The sequence below is a fragment of the Mycetocola miduiensis genome (assembly GCF_900115155.1).
Lineage (GTDB): Bacteria > Actinomycetota > Actinomycetes > Actinomycetales > Microbacteriaceae > Mycetocola_A > Mycetocola_A miduiensis.
Genome location: NZ_FOVM01000001.1, coordinates 174363 through 191735 on the forward strand (window position 1 = coordinate 174363; position 17373 = coordinate 191735).

Below are 17373 nucleotides of genomic sequence, written 5' to 3' on the forward strand. Positions count from 1 at the left end.
GTCTCTCCTGGTTGTGTGGTCGCGAGGGGCGGGAGCCGTCACAAAGGCGTGTCGATCCTGACCACGAGGTCGGCGCGGGTGAGGGTTTCTTCGATCAAGAGTGCGTTGACTTCGTCGACATCGCGCACCCACCGGGCGGCACCGTCAGGGTCATTCCCGAAAGATATGCGGCGCCGGACAAGTCGCTCGCGGCGGAGCCCAGGGGCAACGTCGATGAACCAGCTCTCATCGAGGTAAGCGCTCACTGCGCCCCAACCGAGCTCGTCGAAGAGGAGGTAGTTGCCCTCGGTTATCACGAGCTTGGCGGAGGGGTGCACCGGTACGGCGCTGCCAATCGACTCTTCGAGTTCCCTGTCGAAAACGGGCGCGTAGATGTCGTGGTCGCCCTGCGTGGCGAGGCGGCCCAGCAGAGCGACATACCCATCGACATCGAAGGTGTCCGGCGCACCTTTGCGATGCTGTCGACCCAGCCGTCGGAGTTCCCGGTTCGCGAAGTGGAAAGCGTCCATTCCGACGAGGACGGCGTCTTCGCCGAGTGCTGCGGCGAGCGCGACGCTCAGCGTGGATTTGCCTGAGCCTGGAGTGCCGGTGATGCCAAGAATGGACCGGGAGCCCGAGGCCATCAATTCGCGACCCCGCAGAACGAGCTCGTCGAGCGTCGCCACCTGTGCCAGAGGCTTCGTCGCCTCTGCCTGTGATCGCTCGCCCACTGTCTCCCCATTCCCGTCGTCCACATCGACCGACACGCACGCCCAACACCGGTCCGCTCACGGGCGCGTTCGCTCACGTTAGACGCGACAGGGGTGCATGTCAACAGTGATGTCATCGGTGACATCAATTCACATGTCACCGGTGACATGACGAGTGTCCCGGGGCTAGTATTGCGCGGACGAGATGCGCAGCATCCACCCCCAGGCGATCCGATCGGAAGAACACATGACTGATTTCACTGGCCGCACCATCCTCGTGACGGGGGCAAGCGGAGGCATCGGCGGCGCGACGGCGCGTCACCTGACCGCTGCGGGAGCCGACGTGCTTGTCGCTGGGCGGGATGCCGACAAGCTTCGGACGCTCGCCGACGAGATCGGCGCGACCTCGCTCCCCTTCGAGATCTCCTCTGAAGACAGCGTCCGCGACGCCATCGAGGGGCGCGACATCTGGGGCGTTGTGAATTCCAGCGGGTGGGGCGGCGAGATTGCAACTCCCCAAGACACCGATATCGATGTCTTCGACAAGGTGATGGCGGTCAATGCGCGCGGACCCCTCCTCGTGACCAAGTACGCGTCACGTGAGATGATCCGCCAGGGTCGTGGTGGCGCGATCGTGAACGTATCGAGCCAGGCGAGCCTCGTGGCCCTCGCCGGCCACATCTCGTACGGCTCGTCGAAAGCGGCGCTCGACAACATCACGCGCGTTTCTGCACTGGAACTGGGGCCGCATGGCATCCGGGTCAACGCTGTGAATCCAACCGTCGTGATGACCCCGATGTCAGCCTGGTACTGGGGCCGCCCCGACATCGAAGGGCCGTTCCTCGAGCAGATGCCGCTCGGCAAATGGGCCACGGAAGACGACATCGCTGGGCCGATCGTCTTCTTGCTGAGCGACGCTGCCGGCATGATCTCGGGGGTCTCTCTGCCGATCGACGGCGGTTACACCGCGCGCTGACGGACGGGACAACAATCATGGCGACCATGCGGGACGTCGCAGCTGCCGCGGGAGTGAGCTCGAAAACGGTGTCGCGGGTCCTCAACTCGGATCCGCACGTCCATCCGAGCACTCGCGCCCGCGTCGAAGCGATGATGCGGGAGCTCGACTACGTGCCGAATAGCCTTGCAACGACCTTCCGGTCGGGCCGTTCGTCGGTCATCGGTGTGGCCGTGCCCGACATCGTGGATCCGTTCTTCGCCTCCATCGTGCGCGCCGTCGAGCACGTCGCGCTGGCCCGGGACATGTCGACCCTGGTGACCAGCCTGGGCGAGGACCCCACCCGGGAACGCTTGATCCTCGAATCGATGCTGCGGGGACAGCCCAGTGGGATCGTGGTAGCGCCAATCAGCGGTGATCAGAGTTTCCTCGCCGCGTGGTCGCTGCGGTTGCCGATCGTTTTCGTCGACCGCCCACCCCTCGGACTCTCCGCCGACTCGTTCACGCAGGACAACTTCGCCGGCGCGTTCACGGCGACAATGCACCTCGTGGAACACGGTCACGACCGAATCGGGTTTCTCGGAGACACGGTCACTGTGCCGACCACGGCCGCTCGGTTGCATGGTTACCGGTCAGCTCTTCAGGCCGCTGGGTTGAGCGCGGACGACGAGCTCATCGCGATGGGAGCGGGCACCCGCGCCAGCGCTGCCTGCGCGTTACAGACATTGCGAGGGCTGGCCCGGCCGGCGACGGCGGTCTTCTCGTCCAACGCGCGCTGCACCATGGCGCTTCTCCCCCTCGCCGATCCGATGAGTATCGTCACCTTCGGCGACTTCCCTCTCGCAGATGTGCTGCGGCCCTCGCTCACCGTCATGGCGCAGGATCCCGCCGAGTTGGGCCGGCTGGCGGCCCACCGGATCCTCGACCGCCTTGACCACCCGAACCGGCGGTTCCGCCGGTCCACAGTATTGCCGGTTCATCTCGTGGAGCGCGAATCGTGCGTGGTGCCGGAAGACCCGGCGGATCGAGCTTCAGGCCCTCCCCCCACCGCGACGAGATCACAGACCGACGGCGCGTCCCTCCTCGTGTGAGCGGATCGCCGCTCGAAAAATCTCATGTGTTCGAGCAGCCTCCTCAGGGCGGACGGTACCGAACCTGTCTCCAAGCGAACCGTGGCGTTCGGCGAGGAACGCGGCCCACATCTGCAGGATCGTATCGGAGAACCCGGATTCGAAATTGGGACCGGTCACCGTCGGCCATACCGACTGGCTGCCGGCATCGATCTGCTGCCACACCTGTTCGCGCCCGCCCCCTGGGATGTTCTGCACCGTGAACACCTCAACGAGCTTCGGGTTCTTCGTACTAAACCGGACGCCGCCGTCGAGCCCGATCGCCTCGAATTCCCACGTGTTCTTCTGCCCAGGGTCGATACGCTTCGTCTCTGTTGTCAGTGGGAAGCGAACGCCGTCGTGACGCGCCCAACTGTGGATGACGGCGTTGTCCCATGTGTCGCACGGCACCGCGAGCCCGTCCGGGCCCGGGCGTTCCTCGACGATGTTCTGCAGGACGCTGAACACCGATTCAGGCACCCACCCCAGGCGGAGCGGGACGTGCCAGGTGTGCATCCCGAGGTCATTCATCACCCCGGCCTCACCGCAGAATTGCGTCTGGCGCTTCCAGTTGATCGGCTTGTTCACGTCGAGGTCGCTCGAGTGTAGAAAACTGTTGCGCGCCTCGATGATCGTGCCAAGGGCACCCGACCGCACATAGTCGATGGCGAGCTGGGCACCAGGAAAGAACGGCATCTCGCTCGAACAGCGTACAAAAGCTTCCGGGTGCTCGGCGAGCGCAGCGAGCACCGCCTGTGCGGCATCGGCGTCGATGCCGAATGGCTTCTCTGCCAGCAGGCTCTTGCCACTCCGGATGACGTCGGTATAGATCCGCTCGTGCAGGTCGTGACGCACGGCGACGTAGATGACGTCGATGGAGTCGTCGGCCAGGAGGTCTGCGTAGTCGGTGGTTTTCGTGACGACGCTGTCGATCTCGTCGAACCAGTCGAGGGCATCCGGGTTGATGTCACACACAGCGGTGAGCCGTGGCCGGACCGGATGGTCGATGAGTGCGGGCCAGCGCTGAATGGCGGCCGCGACCTCGCGCCCCATGAGCCCACCGCCGATGATCGCGATGTTGACGGTCGGCGCGCTCATGCGGCAGCTCCGTCCAGGATGGCCAGTGCCTCGTCCACGGAGCTGCCGTCGTGCAGGACCGCAAGCAGGGCCGCGGTGATCCCTGCAGGCTTCTCGTGCTGGATCACGTTCCGCCCGTAGACGATGCCACTGGCACCGGCGTCGAGGACCGCTGCGGTGCGTTCGAGCAGCGTGCGGTCGTCGACCCGGCCACCGCCGCGCACGAGCACCGGCACATCTCCGGCCACCTGGATCACGCGGTGATAGTTGGCGATATCGTCGGTCGGGTCCGCCTTGATAAGGTCCGCGCCGAGCTCCTTCGCTTGCCGCACGAGCGTGACGATCTTGTCGACGTCGCCATCCACCATGTATCCGCCGCCGCGTGCATTGTCCTGCATGACGAGCGGTTCGATCATGAGGGGCATCCCGTAACGGGTCGCCTCCACCCGCAGCGCCATGATGGACCGGATGTTCGCCTCGCGGATCTCGGGACGACCGGGAAGGTGCATGAGGTTCGCGCACACGGCAACGGCGTCGAGGCGCACGGCCTCCTCGATGGCGTTGGGCAGGTGGTGGCTGAACAGGTGATCATCGAGGGGATTGCCGTAGACGTTGGCCACGTCAGTGCGAAGCACGAGCGCTGGCTTCGCTTTGCCGGGCAGGCTCTGCAGGTGCCGCGCCTGACCGACGGTGAGCTGGATGGCGTCGGGGTTGGCGCGGACGAGGGTGGCGACGACCCTCTCCATGTCCTCGATCCCGGCAATGAAAGAGCGCTCTCCGAAGAAGCCGTGATCGACGGCGACGTCGAGCGCGCGGCCGGAGCGGGGGTTGAAGAGCCTGTTCAGGCGGTACAGCGACATTGCGTGATCTCCTGTTTCGGTCGGTTGAGACGCCGGAGGTTCCGCTGGGCGCCTGTCGTGTGCCAGAGTATCCAAACCGAGACAACGTTGTCTAGGACTCGGTGGCAATTCCGTGTCAGTCCTGAAACGGAGAAAGGAGCCCAGCATGCGTCGCGTCGTCATCGCCGGACACATCTGCGTCGACATCACCCCTGGCCTGCTCGCGACCACGCGAATCGAGCCAGGGCGGCTCTTCGAAGTCGGTGCGCTCGCCATGTCGCTCGGCGGCTGCGTGGCCAACACAGGCGGCGACCTGGCCGACCTCGGATTGCCCGTTCGGGTGCACACCGCAGTCGGGGACGATGAACTCGGGAGCATCGTCACCCGGCTCATCGCCCAGCGCCCCGGCATGGTTGGCCCGCCTCTCGTCGTGAGCGGGGCGAATACCTCCTACAGCCTCGTGCTGGAGCCACCCGGCGTCGATCGGACCTTCTGGCATCACACCGGGGCGAACGATCGTTTCGATGGCACGACTGTTCCTCTCGAGAATTGCGACCTGATGCATCTGGGCTATCCGCCGCTACTCCCCGGCCTGCTCGTAGACCACGGGGCGCCCCTGGTCGCCCTCCTCGAACGTGCACGTGCTGCCGGGGTCACAACCTCGATAGACCTCGCTGTCGTCGACCGCGACAGCGCCACCGGTCACCTGGACTGGGACACAATCCTGCGCCGGATGGCGTCTGCCACCGATGTGCTGAGCCCTTCCCTCGACGACCTCACCTCCGCCCTCGGAATCGACGAACCTCCGGGGATGGCCCTGGTTTCGCGACTGGCAGACCAGCTCATCGCCTGGGGCGCCGCGGTCGTGATGCTCTCGTCTGGCAGTGGCGGCCTCTTCCTCCGCACAGGTAGCCGCGAGCGTCTGGCCGCCGGCGGATCAGCGCTCTCCGGGCTGAGCGAACTATGGGCGGACGTTCGGCTCGAGATACCGCCCGTTCCGGTGCCCGAAGCCGTCACCACCAACGGCGCCGGTGACGCCGCGACAGCGGGCCTCCTTTACTCGATCGCCGCCGGGGTAGGCCCGCAGGAAGCAGGGACGATCGCCTCGGCATGCTCCGCGGCCGTCATCACGGGTCGGCCGACGACGATCGACACGCTGCTCGAGCTCCGCCCGGACCTGACATCCGTTCTTACCGTCGACCCGGGAGGCTACCCTGTCCGGTAACCCCACCATGAACGACGTCGCCCGTGAAGCGAACGTCGCCCTCAAGACCGTCTCGCGGTACGTCAACGGCGAAACCAATATCGGTGCGCCCCTCGCGACACGGATCCAGGAGGCGATCGATGCACTTGGCTACCGACGGAACCTCGCCGCAGCAAGCATCCGCCCTGGGCGCACAAGCCGGATGCTCGGACTGATCATTGGCGACTTGTCGAACCCCTACTACTCCACCATCGCGGGCGCTATCGAAAGCACCGCCAGCGACCACGGCTACCTGCTGACGATCGGCAGCTCCGATGAGGACGGCCGCCGACACGACCAGCTGGTCGACCGGCTCATGGAGCAGCGCGTCGACGGGCTCATCATCGTGCCGCCGACCGGCGCCGCCCGCGACTGGTCGAAACTGCCTCCCCCGATCCCTGCGCTGGTCTTCCTGGACCGGCCGGTCGACTTCGATCAGGCCGATGCCGTCGTGGCAGACAATGCGGGCGGTGCCCGGCTGGCTACAGCGGCCCTTGCCGAGCGCGGAGGCCGGAGGATCGCTTTCGTCGGCGATTCACTCGACATCTCGACCATGCGCGAGCGTCTGGCGGGCTACCGCACTGCGCTCATCGAGCATGGCGTGCGCGAAGACCCCGAGCTGGTCGTGACCGACGCGCACCGAAGCGTGGACGCAGCAGTCGCCATCCGGCGGTTGCTCAACGAGCGGGCCATAGACGGGATCTTCGCCGCCAACAACAGGGCGGCCGTCGGCGCCCTGATGGCGTTTCGCGACAGTGGGGCCAGGGTGCCGCTGATCGGTTTCGATGACTTCGAAGCCGCCACCCTCAGCACCCCAGCGGTGTCCGTCGTCTCTCACGACATCACCCTGATGGGAGAAGCAGCGGCAGAGATTGTGTTCGCTCGCCTGTCTGGGGACACCTCGGCGCGTCGCACCCACGTGCTGCCCGCGACACTCGTTCTGCGAGGTTCTGAAGACGGCTGACGATGCTCTCGCGCCCGGCGCGTTCGCAACTTCGGAGAATCACGGCTACGGAGTGCTTTTCGCGCGAAAACCGACCGTTGTCGCACCAATCTCCGCAGCTAAGTGTCGTGGCTACGGGCCCCGAAACCGGCCGATCGGGCGTAATGCGATAGTGCGCGTTGCGTCTAGCCAGCCACGGTCACGACAGCCGGAACGCTTTCCCAGCTGCCGGCATCCGTCCGCGAGAGCAGCACCATCGTGGCGTTCGCGATCCCGCCGATGTCTTCACCGGTGAGCGCGAACACGGTGGCGCGGATGAAAGCACCGTGCGACACGAGAATGAGGTTGCCCTCGTACTGGTCGACGAGCTCATCGACGACAGCGGCGCCACGGCGTTGAACGTCCTCGACCGGTTCGGCGTCGGGGAAGATGCGGTCAGCCCACTTGGCGGCAATGTCTTCGGCGGTTGCGCCGTCGGCCTGCCCGAAGCTGCGCTCGATCAGGTCGTCCACGGTTCCGGCAAAAGGAATGTCCGCGCCCTTGCTGATTTCGAGCGCCGTCGCCGAGGCGCGTGAGAGCGGTGAGCTGAGTACGAACGACCAGTCTTCACGCGCGAAGCTGCCGGACAGCACACGCGCCTGCTCGATCCCCGTTTCGTTCAGCGGGATGTCGGCACGGCCCTGCAGGCGTCGCCGGAGATTCCAGTCGGTCTCACCGTGGCGCACGAGGGCAATTGTCGTCATGCTTCCACCGTAGCTGAGCCGCTCCTGATGGATGGCTGTACTCGCCAGGAACGACCCGCCGGGTACGCCGGCTCTCCCCCTCGCCAGTGTCGAGGCCTCCGCGTACAGTGAGGGCGAGCTGAGGGGCAGAACAAGGAGGTTTCCCATGGCCGAACTTTCACCGATCCAACCCTGCCTCTGGTTCAACGACCAGGCGCGCGAAGCGATGGAGTACTACGTCTCGGTGTTCCCGAACTCGCGGATCACATCGATTGACGAGTACCCGGACGAGTCGCTGGACGAACACTTCAGCGGGATGTCGGGCAAGGTGCTGAACGGACAGTTCACCCTGAACGGTGTCGATTTCGTCTGCCTCGACGGTGGGCCGCAGTTCACTTTCAACGAGTCGATTTCGTTCGTCGTGGCCTGCCGCGACCAGGAGGAGATCGACCGGTATTGGTCACGGCTCTCGCACGTGCCCGAGTCGGAACAGTGCGGCTGGTGCAAGGACCGTTTCGGGGTCAGCTGGCAGATCATCCCGGCGAATATGAATGAACTGACCCGTCGGCCCGAGCAGATCCGGGTGATGATGGGGCAGAAGAAGATCGTGATCGACGAGCTCGTGAACGCCTGACCGTCAGCGGCGACGAATGCTTACGCGTCGGCCTCGGGGCCGGTGTTAGACGCTGGCGGGCGAGGTCTACCGCGGTGGATCTCCCGCGCCCGCGGCAGACCGGGCGAATCGGGGTCGTCTTCGATCGGCTGGTCGGCCATGAACAGGCGGATGACATGGGCCAGCTCGCCCGGGTGGCTGAAGTTGATCGCGTGGGCGGCTCCCTCGATCGTGACCAGGAGCAGTTGGCTGTTGGTCTGAGCGGCGACCTCCTTCACACGCGCCGGACCCGGCATCAGCGGGTCCCGGTCGCCGATGACGACGAGTGTCGGGATCTGCAGTTCGAGCAGCCGGTCGCGCGAGGGGTACTGGGTGAGGGCGCGGAACATCCGGAACGTGCTGGGGACCCCGAACCGGAGGTAGTCCGGGGTCGCCACCGTCACGATTCTGGGCGGCTCCCGCCCGCCGTCGCGGGCGAGCTGTCCGATGGCCCGGCGCAACGGCTGGTTGTACATGCCGCCCGCCGGCGAGACGAGGATGGCACGGTCGATGCGCTCCGGGTGATGCGCCGCGAACTCCAGGATGACCGGGCAGCCCATCGAGTTGCCGACGAGGGTGGCCATCTCGATCCCGCGGTCGTCGAGGAACCGGACCGCCGCATGAGCCAGGTCGGGTACATCGAGACCATGGGGCGCCTTCCCGCTCCGGCCGAAGCCCGGGAGGTCAGGCACGAGGGTGTGGAACTCGGTGCTGAGCAGTTCGGCCGTCGGGAGGAGGTAGCGGCCCGAGAGACCGAACCCGTGCAGGTGCATCATCGCGCGAGCGTCGCGAGGGGGCTCTGGGGACTCCCGGTAGAAAATGTCGACCCCGTCAATCGTCGTCCAGCGCTCCGCCAGGCCCGACGCGGGACGCCTGGGTGTGTGCCGCACGTGGCGCCGCCCCGCGATTGAACCGCTTGACCTGGTCGCCATCCTGCGCTCCCTCCGTTCAGAGGCCCGGCTATGCGTCCTTCGGAACCCGCACCGTCAGGCCGGCTGGCTTGATCTTGATCCGTACCGCCTTCGCGGTGCCCATCCCGTCGCCGTCGAGTTCGATCTCCTCTGCCCGACTGAGCTGCATGGTCAGCGACGTGCCCTTGACGTAGTTGAGCGCCTTCACCTCTTTGGTGGGCAGCTTCCGGCCGAGCTTTGTGCGGTGCAGCACGCCGTTCTCCCACAGGATCTTGAATGTGATCTGCATCCAGTGGAACGGGTTCTCCGGGCGCAGGATCAGGATGTCGAACTTGCCATCATCCACCGCCGCTTCCGGGAGCAGCAGCACGTTGGCCTGCAGGGATCCGCAGTTGCCCACGATGATCGTGTGGGCCCGCACGGACTTCGTTCGACTTGAGTCGAGCCGGTAGCGCACCCGCAGCTCGTTCTTGTCGGTCAGCGCCTTGAAGATCGCACCAACGTATGCCAGCCAGCCGACCTTCGCCTTCAGGTCTTCGTCGGTGTTCGCGAGCATCTTGGCGTCGAGACCCAGCCCGGCCATAACAAGGAAGACGTGCTCGGTGAGCGAGTCGTCACCGTGACGGATGTCGATGAGGCCGAGGTCGACGTCACGGTCCTTGCCGCTGAACGCGCTGTGGATGGAGTGCTCGAGGTCATCGAGGGTGAGGTCGAGGTTGCGGGCGAGGAGGTTGCCCGTGCCCGACGGCAGGAGAGCGAGCGTCGCCTCGGTGTCGTGGATCGCCTCCGCAGCGGCGCGAACGGTCCCGTCGCCCCCGGCAACGATCACCATGTCGGCACCGGCCTCGATCGCCTTCTTGGTGACACCCTGGCCCGGGTCCTCGACCGAGGTCTCGAAGTAGAGGGTCTCCCCCCAGCCTGCGGCCTGCTGTTCGGCGCTGACAACGGCCTTGATGGCGTCGAGGTCGACCTTGATCGGGTTGTAGATCACCGCTGCCACGGACGTTCGGGATGCCTGGGGGGCGGTCGTGTCTGTCGAGTCGGTCGTGTCGGTCATACGTTCAGCTTCCTGTACTTTTCGGCGCCTGTGAAGCACGACGTTTGCCGTCGCGGCTCGAAGGTCTGTGAAAAGACTATTTCGCGCACGGAGGCGCACCTAAACCGGCGCTGAGCCTTGACTTCGAGGCATAACGACCGGCTCTGACGGCGACACCGCCTGCGCGCATCCGTCCCGTCAGCGGACGGGACCGAGCGCGCCAGCGGACTCCTGCAGATAACAGACCCCGCACAGTGACTCGTAGGTCACCTCGACGCCATCGATGGCGACCTGATCGCCGTCGAAGACGAACCGGTCGCCGAGCCTGCGGCCGTTGAACAGCGCCTTGCGGCCGCAACGGCAGATCGTCTTGAGCTCCTCGAGGCTGTGCGCGACCTCAAGCAGGCGACGGCTGCCGGGGAAGGCCACCGTCTGGAAATCGGTGCGGATGCCGTAAGCCAGCACCGGGATGCTCTCGAGCAACGCAATCCGGAGAAGGTCATTCACCTGGGCGTCGGTGAGGAACTGGGCCTCGTCGAGCAGGAGGCAGCTGATGTCGGCGCCGTTTTTCGCGAGTGCCGCGGCACGGTGGTGCTGGAAGAGGGCGTACGCGTCGGCATCCGGTTCGATGATGTAGTCGACGGGGCGGACCACCCCGAGCCGGCTCTGGATGTTCGAGTCGGCCTTCGTGTCGACGGCGGGCTTGGCGAGGAGGACGTAGTGGCCGCGTTCCTCGTAGTTGAATGCTGCCTGCAGGAGAGCCGTGCTTTTGCCGGAGTTCATCGCGCCGTAGCGGAAGTAAAGTTTTGCCACGGCTCGAGTTTAGTGGCGGCTAGGAGACGGCGCTTCCGTCCCAGTTGGCGCGCATCATCGCCGATGGGCGGGCGTGTCTGCCCCGTGCGGGCTGCTCCGTAGCGGTGCGGTACGCGTTCGCGAGTTCCCACCCGGCCGCCGTCCAGGTCAGCTGCTGCGCGTGGGACAGCGCCGCGGTGCGGAGGAACCTGCGGACCTTCTCCTGGTCGAAGAGCAGGTCGATGTGCCCGGCCAGCGTGTCGGTGTCGCCGGTCTTGTGCACGAGACCGTTCACGCCATGGTCCACCATGGCGCCGCTCGCGGTCGAGACGAGAGGGATCACACCGGCTCCCTGCGCTTCATACGTGACGAGAGCGCTCCCCTCCTCGATGCTGGGGGCGAGGAGAGCGTCGGCTCGGGCGTATGCGGTGCCGGGTTTCTCGGTCGGCCCGCAGATGGTGATCGACGGATGCGAGAGCGCTGGGCGCAACAGCTCGGCGTATTCCTCGTCGAAGGCGCCGTAGATCAGCAGCCGTCCGGTCTCGCTCGCGCGTGACGCGAGCCACGCCTTGAGCGCGTAGTGAAGCCCTTTGCGGGGCACGCATCGACCGATGAAGACGGCGGTGAACGGATGCTCTTTCTCGCGGACGGGAACGCGGATCTCGTTGGGATCGAACCCGTACTGGTGCCGGATCAGCCGGGAGGGTTCGAAGCCGCGCGACAGGAAGGAGTTCGCGACGGCATCCGACGGCACCAAAAGCGCGGTGGCAGCCGCGTACTCGCGCTCTTCTGTCTCGAGCCGGTCGCCTTCGCCAAAGAGTGACCATGCCGGGGGAACCTCGAGGCCCAGCACTGCGTACTCACGATTGACGGTCGTGCATGCCTGGGCGACGTGGCTTCCGGGAGATTCCCGCAGGCCGACCACGCCGAGGCGCTGAGCGAGTTCCAGCGTTCGGGCTGCGGCGAGTGGCCAGGTGTGAACGACATCGAACTGGCCGGAGGAGAGCACCCGGCGTGCGCGCCAGTCGTGCCAGGCATACGCGCGCGCCCTGCCCAGAGTGCGCTCCGGGATGCGCCGGCTGCCGAAATCAGGGGATCGGACGATCGACCGGATGCCGACGACCGCGCGCGCCACGCTCCCAACGACGAGGGTGACGTCGTGCCCGGCAAGAACGAGCTGGTTGACCTGATGCCAGGCGATCGCTCCCGCACCGCGGCTGCCGATCGCTCCCGGGAAACTGTACAAAACGCGCAGGGACGCCGGTCGCGTACCCGTATTATTTGCTGCGCCCACAGCTAACCATCACCCTCCGACACCGAACGGGGTGCCTGCCCACGGGTCGCGTTAGGGACGCATGGCCCCGGCCGGACTGCGACCAGTGCCCCCCGGTTGGGGCTCAATATACCGTGGAGTGTGAGTAATGCTCAAACTTCGCGGCACGGGGGTTCCCCCAACTAGGGGACCGATGCTATGGACGGGCTGTGGGGTCGGGCTCAGCGGGTGATCGCGAGCGCTTCGGCCGTCTTGGACAGCACGGCGCTGGCCTGGGCCGGATTCTCGTTGAGCAGCATCCCGTAGCTGGGGATCAAGCCGCTGATCTGCGGTTCCCACTGTGCGAACTCGTTGGGGAAGCACTTCTTCAGCACGTCGATCATGATCGGAACCGCTGTGGACGCCCCGGGCGACGCCCCGAGCAGCCCGGCGATGGTTCCATCGCTCGACGCGATGACCTCGGTGCCGAACTGCAGCACACCACCCTTTTTCTCGTCCTTCTTCATCACCTGGGCGCGCTGGCCGGCCGTGATGAGGTACCAGTCTTCTGGTTTGGCCGTCGGCATGAAGGCCTGCAAGGAACGGAACTTCTTCGACTTGCTGGCGAGTAGTTCACCGATCAGGTAGGTGATCAGGCTGGGATTGTCCTTCGCGACGGCGAGCATCGGGATGAGGTTCGACGGACGCACCTGGGCGACGATGTCGAGGACCGAGCCGTTCTTCAGGAACTTCGGGCTGAAGCCCGCGTACGGCCCGAACAGCAGGCTGGACTCACCGTTGACGACGCGGGTGTCGAGGTGCGGAACCGACATCGGCGGGGCACCGACCGCGGCCTGACTGTACACCTTGGCCTTGTGTGCGGCGACGACGCTCGGGTTGTCTGTGCGCAGGAACTGTCCCGAAATCGGGAAGACACCGTAACCCTTGATCTCAGGGATACCGGACTTCTGCAGGAGCTTCAGGGCCCAGCCACCGGCGCCGACGAATACGAACCGCGCGCGGGTCTCGCCGGGAGTCTTGCCCACGAGGAGACGGTGACGGATGAGCCACGTTCCGTCTTTCTGCTTCTTCAGCGAGCGGACCTCGGTGTTGAGACGGAGCCGGGCACCGGCATCCGTCGTCGCGTCGAAGAGCTGGTGGGTCAGCGCGCCAAAGTCGACATCGGTACCCGAAGCGACGCGGGTCGCCGCGAACGGCTCGCCCTTGAGGCGCTTCTTCATGAGAAGTGGAGCCCACTTGTGAATGACGCGCGAGTCCTCGGAATACTCCATGTCGTGGAACAGCGGCTGTTTCTTGAGCACGTTGTAACGCTCGCGCAGGTATGCCACGTTCTTCCCGCCCTGCACGAAGGTCATGTGCGGGGTCGCGTTGATGAAGGTGGACGGGTCACGCAGGATGCCGCGGGCGACGAGGGAGGACCAGAACTGGCGGCTCAGCTGGAACTGCTCGTTGATGGCGATGGCCTTCGACGGGTCGAGTGAGCCGTCTTTACCCTGTGGCATGTAGTTCAGTTCGCAGAGTGCAGCGTGGCCGGTGCCGGCGTTGTTCCAGGGGTTCGAGCTCTCCTCGGCGACATCGCCGAGTCGTTCGAAGATTTCGATGGTCCAGTCCGGCTGAAGCTGCTTGATCAGGGCTGCGAGAGTTGCGCTCATGATGCCGCCACCGATCAGGGCGACATCCACCGGGCTGGAAGAGGTCATGCTTCTAGTTTAGGCGGCGGACCCAGTGGGTCGCGCACCCGCCGGCGGGTGCGCCGTGACGCTACGGGGCTCGCCCGCCGCTCAACAGGAGATTCCTTCCGCCGCGCACGCTCAACAGGAGGATGGGCCCAGATCGGCAGCTCCGCTCCTGTTGTTCGGCGGTGCGCATTCACGGCCGAAGTTCCCTCCACAGCGACCAAACGGCGTGTGGAATCACACTGCTTCACACCTCCGCCGCCAGCGGAGGTTGCCCGCCGCGACAGTGGGTGCATGACACGCGACATCCTCGAAGACATGCGTCGGTTCGGCAATCTCGCGCAGCGGCGCCAGCTGCTTGAGCTCGGTCATTCAGCACACCGGATCCGAACTGCACTCTCCGACGGGTCGGTGCGGGCGATCCGCCGACCGTGGGTAACCACGCCTTCAGCGCATCCGGATGCCGTTCGGGCAGTCAACCGCGGTGGAAAACTGGCCGCCTCGTCCGCTCTCCGGAGCTACGGAGTGTGGGTGGGCAGGAGCTCCGGGCTCTGGGTGGCGTCGCCACCTCACGCCAGCCGGTTGCCGGCTCTCTTTCCAGGTGAGCACCGGATCATGGCGCCCGAACGATTCATTTCACCCTCCGACATCCGATGGCGGGTGTCTGTGCCGGACGCACTCATCCAGACCTTCCTTCGCGGCGACTCCACGGATGCCGTCGCCTCCCTTGAGAGCGCCCGGTACATGGGCTTGATCGACGACGTTCTGGTGCAGGACATCGAAAACGCTCTACCTCGGCGTCTGCGACGTTCGGTCGCGCGGAGCTCGCGCAAGGCGATGTCAGGCATCGAAACGCTGTTCCGCCTAGCCGCCGAAGCCGAGGGGTGGGCCGTCGAAATGCAGGTGTTCGTCCGCGGGGTCGGCCACGTCGATGGCCGTCGTCCGGCAGATTCTCGCCCAGGGCCGCCCCATCGTGCGCTGAACCGCAGCTCGCTCGGTACTTCCAGCCGCCGCATCCGCAAGGCAACAGCAGACCGCTCCGCTGACCCGACAGGACGGGCACGGCCACACACTCAGCAGGGTGAACAGTCCGTCTGCGGCGAGCCCTGCTGGCCCCTGCATTACAGCCTTGGGCGAGGCGGCCTTTACCCGAGCTGCGCCACACCCGCCCCGATGAGACCGACCCCGGCAAGCACGAGCCCTGCGGCGAGCGCCGCGGCTCCGACATACAGGAGCACGGCAAGACCGTTCGGCTTTTGCGGGTCTTTCCCGAGCACCGAGAGGAAGAACCCGGCGGGCATCAGAATGGCTGCGGACAGCACAAGGGTGGGGGCAAGGACCACCGCCCCGGATGCTCCGCTTCCATCGACGAGGAGCAGGGTCACGAGCCCGAGGATGATCAGCACCCCGGCGTGGGCATGCCCGGCCCGGTAGAAGCTGGTCTGCAGGGCATTGGCTGGCTGCCGGCCGCGCACCCCTTTGAGCAGGAAGAGCCCTCCGGATTCGACCGCGACAACGGTGAGGAGGACGATGCCAGCGGTGATGAGGGTGGATGCATTCATCGGAACTCCTGTGGCTGGAGAAGAAGTGATTGGATAGTAGTAGTATCCAGTATTAGATACTGGAACTATCCAAGCAAGGGGTCTCGTGAGAATTTCCGCCCTCGTCGAGCGAACCGGCGTGCCGCTCGCAACCGTGAAGTACTACCTGCGGGAAGGGCTGCTGCCGCCGGGGATCTCCACCGGAGCGACCCAGGCCGACTACACGGAGGACCACGTGCACCGATTGCAGGTGATCAAAGCGCTGACGTCGGCGGCCGGTCTCCCCCTCCAGAAGGTAAAGATCGTGCTCAGCCTCATCGACGCCCCCGGAAGCGACCTGTTCTCCGCACTGGGGCAGGCGGTCGCCAGCCTGCCCCCGTATCGCGACGAACCCGCGACGGAGCATCCGCGGGCTCGAGCGCTACTCGAACGCATCGGGCAGCTCTACGACCCCGCGTACCCCGCCACGGCGCAGCTCGAGCACGCCCTCGAAGCAGCCGAAGAAGCCGGCATCGGGATGAGCGACGAGAGGCTCGAGGTCTACGCCCGTCAGATCCGGGGAATCGCCGAGTACGATCTCCAGCGGATGGGATCGAGCGAGCTCAGTCCGGTCGAATACGCCGTGCTCGGCACCGCCCTCTACGAGCCCGTTCTCCTGGCGATGCGCCGGCTCGCCCACCAGGACATCGCCGCCAAACGCCTCGGTGGTTCAGCCGGCTGAGACGCCGCTTTCGGTGGGGGTTGGAGAACCGGCAATGCGGTTGCCGCCGGCTTCTTGTGCCACCTTCACGAGACTGCGCACCTGGGCTGTGAGTGTGGACACGTCGGGCTCATCGGGTTCGACCATGACCACGCCCCAACTGACACTGAGCCGGATACCCGTGGAGTTCTCGATCGGCTCGTCTACGAGGGCGGCACGCACCCGTTCGATGATGTCGTAGGCCTGATCCAGGTCGTCCGCCATGACGACGCACGCGAACTGCGCGCCGGCACGTCTCCCGATGATCGCGGTCGTCGGGAGGTAATCCTGCAGGATCGAACTGAACGACTCAATCGTGTCGTCGCCGAACGAACGGCCGAACGCGGTATTCATGTCGGCCATGTTGTCGATCTCAGCGCCGATGAAGGCGACATGCTCGCCGTGCTTGGTGGCACGACGGATGCGGTCCGCGGCCGGTGTCGAGAACATCGCGTCAGGGAGGATGCCGTTCCAATTGCCCGCCTCGATCGGCCGGGCCATACGGGTCCCGGAGCGTTCCGTCCGCAGGAGTGACATCGACGTGGACGCGATAATCACGAAGAGGATCGTGACGAAAGTCGTGACCGCTGTGCCGAATGCCTCCCGGAAGAGCTCGCTGTCTGGCGTCGCAACCAGGAACACGACGGCTCGCGTTCCGTAGTACCCGCCGACGATGAGCATCAGGATCGCGAGGACGCGCGCATTGAGGTTGCGACGCATCCGCCCCCGGAGGGATTCGACGCCGGCGAGCGCCGCGAACACGGCTACCCCGAAGAGAAATACGAAGCCACCGGCCCAGGCTCCGCCGTGCGGGCTTTCGATAACCGCAGCGACTGCGGCCACAGCGGAGCCGCCGAGGACGAACGCCAGCCGCGACGAGCGCCCGTTGAAGATGCGCGAGCCGGACCAGACACATCCCATGGCGAGCACCAGCGACGCGTTGCCGACCACGGTCGCCCACCATGCGGATGGCTCTGAACCCCAGATGGCGTAAGAAATGGAGGTGAGGATGCCCGCGATGAAGCCGGCACTCCACAGTCGCCCTGGCGGGTCGTTCCGGCCGAACACCGTGTTGAGGACGAATGAAGCGCCGCAGATCGCGACCACCATTCCGCTCGAGATCAGAAGAGTCTGAAGGTCGAGCATGGCTGCAGTGCTGTCTGCCGCTGTTGTCAT

The 17373-nt window shown here is 65.7% G+C and carries 18 protein-coding genes; 6 read left to right on the forward strand and 12 right to left on the reverse strand.

Annotated features, from left to right (window positions below; genetic code table 11):
* Nucleotides 1–38: 38 nt before the first annotated feature.
* Entirely contained in the window at nucleotides 39–710 is a 672-nt protein-coding gene (locus BM197_RS00815; RefSeq protein WP_090708905.1) for a nucleoside/nucleotide kinase family protein, read from the reverse strand.
* Nucleotides 711–936: 226 nt separating this feature from the next.
* On the opposite strand from BM197_RS00815, the gene BM197_RS00820 reads away from it, so the two are divergent.
* Nucleotides 937–1665 (forward strand): SDR family oxidoreductase, encoded by a 729-nt coding sequence (locus BM197_RS00820; protein WP_090707973.1) that lies wholly within the window; start codon nucleotides 937–939, stop codon nucleotides 1663–1665.
* 26 nt (nucleotides 1666–1691) lie between these two features.
* Complete coding sequence (locus BM197_RS00825; RefSeq protein ID WP_218151790.1) at nucleotides 1692–2735, forward strand: LacI family DNA-binding transcriptional regulator; 1044 nt, start codon at nucleotides 1692–1694, stop codon at nucleotides 2733–2735.
* On the opposite strand, the gene BM197_RS00830 is transcribed toward BM197_RS00825, so the two are convergent.
* Nucleotides 2703–3851 (reverse strand): Gfo/Idh/MocA family protein, encoded by a 1149-nt coding sequence (locus BM197_RS00830; RefSeq protein ID WP_090707977.1) that lies wholly within the window; start codon nucleotides 3849–3851, stop codon nucleotides 2703–2705. The genes BM197_RS00825 and BM197_RS00830 overlap by 33 nt on opposite strands.
* Entirely contained in the window at nucleotides 3848–4690 is an 843-nt protein-coding gene (locus BM197_RS00835; protein ID WP_090707978.1) for a class I fructose-bisphosphate aldolase, read from the reverse strand. Before BM197_RS00835 ends, BM197_RS00830 begins: the two co-directional genes overlap by 4 nt.
* A 145-nt stretch (nucleotides 4691–4835) precedes the next feature.
* On the opposite strand from BM197_RS00835, the gene BM197_RS00840 reads away from it, so the two are divergent.
* A complete protein-coding gene (locus BM197_RS00840; protein WP_090707980.1) occupies nucleotides 4836–5894 on the forward strand; it encodes a carbohydrate kinase family protein in 1059 nt (352 codons plus the stop codon).
* A gap of 7 nt (nucleotides 5895–5901) precedes the next feature.
* Nucleotides 5902–6876, forward strand: coding sequence for a LacI family DNA-binding transcriptional regulator (locus BM197_RS00845; protein WP_245762329.1), 975 nt, complete (start codon nucleotides 5902–5904; stop codon nucleotides 6874–6876).
* A gap of 164 nt (nucleotides 6877–7040) precedes the next feature.
* Here the strand turns inward: BM197_RS00845 and BM197_RS00850 are convergent, their stop codons facing one another.
* Nucleotides 7041–7745, reverse strand: coding sequence for a histidine phosphatase family protein (locus BM197_RS00850; protein WP_090707984.1), 705 nt, complete (start codon nucleotides 7743–7745; stop codon nucleotides 7041–7043).
* Here BM197_RS00850 and BM197_RS00855 point away from each other — a divergent pair.
* A complete protein-coding gene (locus BM197_RS00855) occupies nucleotides 7744–8211 on the forward strand; it encodes a VOC family protein (protein ID WP_090707986.1) in 468 nt (155 codons plus the stop codon). The genes BM197_RS00850 and BM197_RS00855 overlap by 2 nt on opposite strands.
* A gap of 20 nt (nucleotides 8212–8231) precedes the next feature.
* On the opposite strand, the gene BM197_RS00860 is transcribed toward BM197_RS00855, so the two are convergent.
* From BM197_RS00860 to BM197_RS00885, 7 genes are all read right to left on the reverse strand, one after another.
* Nucleotides 8232–9161: an alpha/beta fold hydrolase gene (locus tag BM197_RS00860; protein WP_090707987.1), complete on the reverse strand. Its 930-nt coding sequence runs from the start codon at nucleotides 9159–9161 to the stop codon at nucleotides 8232–8234.
* 28 nt (nucleotides 9162–9189) lie between these two features.
* On the reverse strand, nucleotides 9190–10197 hold the full coding sequence (locus BM197_RS00865) for a diacylglycerol/lipid kinase family protein (RefSeq protein ID WP_090707989.1): 1008 nt from the start codon (nucleotides 10195–10197) through the stop codon (nucleotides 9190–9192).
* Between the two features lie 177 nt (nucleotides 10198–10374).
* Entirely contained in the window at nucleotides 10375–10989 is a 615-nt protein-coding gene (locus BM197_RS00870) for a thymidine kinase (RefSeq protein ID WP_090707990.1), read from the reverse strand.
* 19 nt (nucleotides 10990–11008) lie between these two features.
* The gene (locus BM197_RS00875) at nucleotides 11009–12214 is read right to left on the reverse strand and encodes a glycosyltransferase family 4 protein (RefSeq protein WP_177216671.1); all 1206 of its coding nucleotides are present in this window, start codon (nucleotides 12212–12214) and stop codon (nucleotides 11009–11011) included.
* Between the two features lie 248 nt (nucleotides 12215–12462).
* Complete coding sequence (locus BM197_RS00880; RefSeq protein ID WP_090707994.1) at nucleotides 12463–13941, reverse strand: malate:quinone oxidoreductase; 1479 nt, start codon at nucleotides 13939–13941, stop codon at nucleotides 12463–12465.
* Between the two features lie 213 nt (nucleotides 13942–14154).
* A complete protein-coding gene (locus BM197_RS16685) occupies nucleotides 14155–14289 on the reverse strand; it encodes a hypothetical protein (protein WP_281247377.1) in 135 nt (44 codons plus the stop codon).
* 773 nt (nucleotides 14290–15062) lie between these two features.
* Nucleotides 15063–15479, reverse strand: a complete 417-nt coding sequence (locus tag BM197_RS00885; protein WP_090707996.1) for a hypothetical protein — start codon at nucleotides 15477–15479, stop codon at nucleotides 15063–15065.
* 85 nt (nucleotides 15480–15564) lie between these two features.
* Here BM197_RS00885 and BM197_RS00890 point away from each other — a divergent pair, with 85 nt between their 5' ends.
* Entirely contained in the window at nucleotides 15565–16179 is a 615-nt protein-coding gene (locus BM197_RS00890) for a MerR family transcriptional regulator (protein ID WP_090707997.1), read from the forward strand.
* On the opposite strand, the gene BM197_RS00895 is transcribed toward BM197_RS00890, so the two are convergent.
* A complete protein-coding gene (locus BM197_RS00895; RefSeq protein WP_090707999.1) occupies nucleotides 16168–17373 on the reverse strand; it encodes a GGDEF domain-containing protein in 1206 nt (401 codons plus the stop codon). The genes BM197_RS00890 and BM197_RS00895 overlap by 12 nt on opposite strands.

What these genes read in the sequence shown, in the direction of transcription:
- BM197_RS00820 (WP_090707973.1), top strand. Translation starts at nt 937, where the DNA reads ATGACTGATTTCACTGGCCGCACCATCCTCGTGACGGGGGCAAGCGGA.
- BM197_RS00825 (WP_218151790.1), top strand. Translation starts at nt 1,692, where the DNA reads ATGCGGGACGTCGCAGCTGCCGCGGGAGTGAGCTCGAAAACGGTGTCG.
- BM197_RS00830 (WP_090707977.1), bottom strand. Translation starts at nt 3,851, where the DNA reads ATGAGCGCGCCGACCGTCAACATCGCGATCATCGGCGGTGGGCTCATG.
- BM197_RS00835 (WP_090707978.1), bottom strand. Translation starts at nt 4,690, where the DNA reads ATGTCGCTGTACCGCCTGAACAGGCTCTTCAACCCCCGCTCCGGCCGC.
- BM197_RS00840 (WP_090707980.1), top strand. Translation starts at nt 4,836, where the DNA reads ATGCGTCGCGTCGTCATCGCCGGACACATCTGCGTCGACATCACCCCT.
- BM197_RS00845 (WP_245762329.1), top strand. Translation starts at nt 5,902, where the DNA reads ATGAACGACGTCGCCCGTGAAGCGAACGTCGCCCTCAAGACCGTCTCG.
- BM197_RS00855 (WP_090707986.1), top strand. Translation starts at nt 7,744, where the DNA reads ATGGCCGAACTTTCACCGATCCAACCCTGCCTCTGGTTCAACGACCAG.
- BM197_RS00850 (WP_090707984.1), bottom strand. Translation starts at nt 7,745, where the DNA reads ATGGGAAACCTCCTTGTTCTGCCCCTCAGCTCGCCCTCACTGTACGCG.
- BM197_RS00860 (WP_090707987.1), bottom strand. Translation starts at nt 9,161, where the DNA reads ATGGCGACCAGGTCAAGCGGTTCAATCGCGGGGCGGCGCCACGTGCGG.
- BM197_RS00865 (WP_090707989.1), bottom strand. Translation starts at nt 10,197, where the DNA reads ATGACCGACACGACCGACTCGACAGACACGACCGCCCCCCAGGCATCC.
- BM197_RS00880 (WP_090707994.1), bottom strand. Translation starts at nt 13,941, where the DNA reads ATGACCTCTTCCAGCCCGGTGGATGTCGCCCTGATCGGTGGCGGCATC.
- BM197_RS16685 (WP_281247377.1), bottom strand. Translation starts at nt 14,289, where the DNA reads ATGACCGAGCTCAAGCAGCTGGCGCCGCTGCGCGAGATTGCCGAACCG.
- BM197_RS00885 (WP_090707996.1), bottom strand. Translation starts at nt 15,479, where the DNA reads ATGAATGCATCCACCCTCATCACCGCTGGCATCGTCCTCCTCACCGTT.
- BM197_RS00895 (WP_090707999.1), bottom strand. Translation starts at nt 17,373, where the DNA reads ATGACAACAGCGGCAGACAGCACTGCAGCCATGCTCGACCTTCAGACT.